This window comes from Candidatus Sodalis sp. SoCistrobi, assembly GCF_900143145.1.
Lineage (GTDB): Bacteria > Pseudomonadota > Gammaproteobacteria > Enterobacterales > Enterobacteriaceae > SoCistrobi.
In genome coordinates, this window is sequence record NZ_FRDB01000237.1 from 1 (window position 1) to 4,233 (window position 4,233).

The window sequence follows — 4,233 nt, forward strand, 5'->3', positions numbered from 1 at the left end:
CGGCGACTCCTACGATAATGCGATGGCAGAGAGTATCAACGGGTTGTACAAAACGGAGGTTATCCACCGCGGGAGCTGGAAAAACCGGACGGAAGTGGAGTTGGCCACGCTGGACTGGGTGGACTGGTACAACAACAGAAGGCTGCTCGGGCGGCTGGGTTACATCCCTCCTACTGAAGCCGAAATGAACTATTACGCTTTGCAATTAGCATCAGAGGAAGCGGCGTAGTATTGCCAAAATTACTCTCTAATAAACTCGGGGTTATTCACTGGAGCAAGGCCATCATCAGCTCGTCTTTACCCTGGTGCAACCCCCGACTGACGGTAAAGGCACGATATCGCCGTCCTGCAGCGCGCTCTATATCGTCATCGGCTTTAGCACGGGCGAGGCGCGGCGGCTGCAATTTGTATTGCCCCCTTTCGCTAACCGTGCCGAGGGCGAACGTTTTTGCCTTCAGCCGCTGATAGGCCTGCAGGATCAAAACCAGAAACCGCAACCGGTCAGCGTCAGCCGGCTCGATGCAGACAAAAACAGTTTACTGCCCGCGCTGGAGCAATATAACCGTCGTCATGGACCGACGGTGCCAGCGCCTCGTCCGGCGAAATCCGCCGTCAGTCCCCCGTTCACCAGTTCAGCCAGCGGCCACGCGGAACAAATGCTGCGGTTCTGGTTTTTGCAGGCCGATACCGCCAGCCGGGAACGTTTTCTAGACTGGGTGCGCCAGCGAAACGTAACCTCCACGGCGGAGGCAAAATAAACCGCCTTTTTTATCGATTTACCGGTTTGTCTCTTTGCAGTGAAACAGAGTTTCAGTAATCTATAGTCAGACCGTCTGACTTAAGGAACTGGACATGGAATCAACTACCCGCACCATCGCCGCAAGTAAACATATCGCGCTGGTGGCGCACGATCATTGTAAACAATCTCTACTCAACTGGGTGGAGACCAACAAAGCGCAGCTTTCGGAGCATGTGTTGTATGCCACCGGGACCACCGGCAACCTGGTGCAGCTTAAAACCGGTCTGCCGGTTAATAGCATGCTCAGCGGCCCCATGGGAGGGGATCAGCAGGTTGGCGCCCTGATTTCCGAAGGCAAAATCGATATGATGATTTTCTTTTGGGATCCGCTGAATGCGGTTCCGCACGACCCCGATGTCAAAGCGCTGCTGCGTTTGGCAACGGTATGGAATATTCCGGTAGCCACCAACCGTTCCACGGCCGATTTTCTGATAAGCTCGCCGCTTTTCCATCAGGACGTGGCAATCGCTATCCCCGATTACCAACGCTACCTGGCAGAACGTTTGCCATCCTGACAGGACGAAGGCCGTGGCAAGTGCCTCGTCCATGCCCGCAGGCGGCGCGTGCCGCGCGGCGAATCGCCCGTGTCAGGGTTTTTTCGCCCGTGGTACACCCTGACTCACCAGTTCCTCAATAAATACCGACGGGTTCGCCTTATCCGTCAAAAGCCAGACCTGCTCTTTGGCGCGGGTAAGCGCCACATACAGCAGGCGACGCTCTTCCGCATCAGGGTAATCTTCCGGCTGGGGCAGTAAAGCTTGTTCGATAATGGATTCCCGTGCGGGCGCCGGAAAACCGTCGCGCCCGTCGTTAACGCCAACAATGATCACATACTCCGCCTGCTGCCCTTTGCTGGCATGTATGGTCATAAAATCAATCTGCAGATGGGGCCAGCGTGTCGCCGCTTTCGCCAGCAGCGCCGGTCGTAGATGGTGATAGCGTGCCAGCACCAAAATACGCTGCGTCGGCGTGACAAAACCGCTGAGTTTATTCAATAACGCATCCAGTTGATCCTCCGGCAGGATCTGCACCGCTTTTTTGCCGCCACGCGTCAGGCTGTTGAGCGGTTTGGCCAGCTGAAACGGATTTTGCTGCACAAAACGGTTAGCCACTTCGCCAATGCGTTGATTAAAGCGATAGGTGGTATCCAACGCCAGCGGTTCGCCACCGCCAAAACTCGCGCCAAAGGCGGTGGTCAACGCCAGTTCCGAGCCGCTGAAGCGATAAATCGCCTGCCAATCATCCCCAACGGCAAACAATGCGGTGGCGCTGTTTTGTTGGCATAACGCCGTGATAAGCCTGGCGCGCTGGGGTGAGATATCCTGGAACTCATCCACCAGAATATGTTTCCACGGGCTCACGAAGCGGCCTTTTTGCAAAATATCCACCGCCTGATGGATAAGACCGTCAAAATCAACCGCGCCCTCTTCCTTCAACGCCTGTTTCCAGGCTTTCAACAGCGGCGCCAGCAGCCGGATGCGTTTTTGAAACTGCTCGCGAAGCGCATCGGGCGCCGCGTCTATCATTTCGGCCTGGCTGCCGCCGTGCGATCGCATCAGACCGACCCAACGTTCCAGCCGTCCCGCCAGACGATTTGCCAATTTATCATTCTGCCAAAAGTCCCCCTCCGGCACCTCCCAGCCCAACTCCTCGCTAATCCATAGTCGCCACCCTTTGGCCTGCGCTTTTTTTTCGCGACATTGCTGGCGCCAATGATCAATCAGCAGTTTACGCCGCGCGGCGCCATCGCTCTCAAGCTTGCTTACGGCGGGGGCCTTTTTGTTGCCTTGACGGATAATCATCAGCGCCAGGGCGTGAAAGGTGCTTGCCTGAATCGAGTCTACGTTCAGCCTCTGCCGCAGGCGATCGTCCATTTCCCGTGCTGCCTGGCGGCCGAACGCCAGCAGCAAAATCTGCTCAGGCGTCGCCAGCTTGCGCCGCAGTAGCCAGCCGGCGCGCGCCACCAGCAGCGAGGTTTTGCCGCTACCGGCGCCGGCCAGCACCAGCAGCGACCGCTCGCCGTTCACCACTGCGCGGCTTTGGGCAAGATTAAGCGGCGAACTTTCCACCGAGCGGAAGAAATCCTCATGTTCTAGCAACATACGCGCCGTCCATTGCTGATTGCGCGCCTTCACCCGTAGCGCGCCGTCTTGCAACCATTCCTGGCATTGACGCCAGGGCTCCCGGCAAGCGTCAAACGCCTCGAGCCGGGCGACGGGCAGCGGTAGCGCGTCGACGGCCTGTTGGACTCCCTCCTGCAGCGCGACCAAATCTTGCTGTAACAGCCAACTATCCTTATCGATAATCTGCTGGATTTTCAACACCTGTTCGTTCAACACCCCGGCGGCGATGGCGCTCATCTCCGCACTCCAGTCTTGCCACGACTGCTGGAGGAGGCGGTGGAATCGCTGCGTTTCCTGCCACTCGGTGCCGTGCAGACGCACCACTTTCCCTTCGGGCAGTTCAAATTCCAGCTCGCCCCAGACAATGCCGCGGCGGCACTGAATGGCCAGGATCTGATTAAACGGGATCAGATAGTGATGTTTATCGCCGCTGACCTCCACGCCGGCGTGCAATAGCCGTACGTGGTTGTAGGGATGCTGCGCCAGACGTTTGCCGATTGAGGTGGATTTAAGTTCCATAAGCGTGCCAGGATTCCGAGAGGCGATGATGTCTGTCTTTAGTGTACCCGCTTTAAGATGTCCTGCTCCAGCCAGAAAAACAGAGTAGAATTCACAATAGGGATCAGAGACAATCAGCGCTAACGATTTTTAGCCTTTAACCTCCAGAGCGCTATGCGAACGCTACTCAATATTCTTAATTTTATTTTCGGCGGTTTCTTCACCACCTTGGCCTGGCTGCTGGCGACGTTACTCAGTATCGTGCTTATCATCAGTTGGCCATTCACCCGCGCCTGCTGGGAGATAACCAAATTGTCCCTGGTGCCCTTCGGCAACACCGCGCTGCATGTGGATGAACTCTATCCCTGAATCACCCCGGATAAATTAGAGTCTATACTTTAAAAGTGGAGGTCTCTATGACAACGACCAAACGTTACTCTCCGGAAGTCCGTGAACGGGCAGTTAATCTAGTGCTGGAAACTCAGCATGAGCATGCTTCGCAGTGGAAAGCGATCCAGTCCATTGCACCAAAAATTGGCTGCATTGAATAACCCCGAGTTTATTAGAGAGTAATTTTGGCAATACTACGCCGCTTCCTCTGATGCTAATTGCAAAGCGTAATAGTTCATTTCGGCTTCAGTAGGAGGGATGTAACCCAGCCGCCCGAGCAGCCTTCTGTTGTTGTACCAGTCCACCCAGTCCAGCGTGGCCAACTCCACTTCCGTCCGGTTTTTCCAGCTCCCGCGGTGGATAACCTCCGTTTTGTACAACCCGTTGATACTCTCTGCCATCGCATTATCGTAGGAGTCGCCG

General features: G+C 55.8%; 5 protein-coding genes and 2 pseudogenes. 5 read left to right on the forward strand and 2 right to left on the reverse strand.

Annotated features, from left to right (window positions below; translation table 11 throughout):
• The 3 genes from CINSTRO3249_RS13430 to CINSTRO3249_RS13440 form a co-directional block, all read left to right on the forward strand.
• Positions 1-229, forward strand: a 229-nt coding sequence (locus tag CINSTRO3249_RS13430) for an integrase core domain-containing protein (RefSeq protein WP_143146879.1), incomplete at its 5' end; no start/stop codon positions are given.
• A 40-nt stretch (positions 230-269) separates the two neighbouring features.
• A complete protein-coding gene (locus tag CINSTRO3249_RS13435; protein WP_084790233.1) occupies positions 270-758 on the forward strand; it encodes a DUF2057 family protein in 489 nt (162 codons plus the stop codon).
• A gap of 94 nt (positions 759-852) precedes the next feature.
• Positions 853-1,314 (forward strand): methylglyoxal synthase, encoded by a 462-nt coding sequence (locus CINSTRO3249_RS13440; RefSeq protein WP_074013640.1) that lies wholly within the window; start codon positions 853-855, stop codon positions 1,312-1,314.
• A 72-nt stretch (positions 1,315-1,386) separates the two neighbouring features.
• On the opposite strand, the gene helD is transcribed toward CINSTRO3249_RS13440, so the two are convergent.
• Positions 1,387-3,441, reverse strand: a complete 2,055-nt coding sequence (gene helD / locus CINSTRO3249_RS13445) for a DNA helicase IV (RefSeq protein WP_074013641.1) — start codon at positions 3,439-3,441, stop codon at positions 1,387-1,389.
• A 153-nt stretch (positions 3,442-3,594) separates the two neighbouring features.
• On the opposite strand from helD, the pseudogene CINSTRO3249_RS13450 reads away from it, so the two are divergent.
• Positions 3,595-3,786, forward strand: a pseudogene (locus CINSTRO3249_RS13450) (YccF domain-containing protein); the annotation flags it as partial.
• A 50-nt stretch (positions 3,787-3,836) separates the two neighbouring features.
• Positions 3,837-3,962: pseudogene (locus CINSTRO3249_RS17730) on the forward strand (IS3 family transposase); the annotation flags it as partial.
• Between the two features lie 42 nt (positions 3,963-4,004).
• Here CINSTRO3249_RS17730 and CINSTRO3249_RS13455 read toward each other — a convergent pair.
• Positions 4,005-4,233 (reverse strand): integrase core domain-containing protein (locus CINSTRO3249_RS13455; RefSeq protein ID WP_143146879.1); only part of this gene is annotated, 229 nt, incomplete at its 5' end.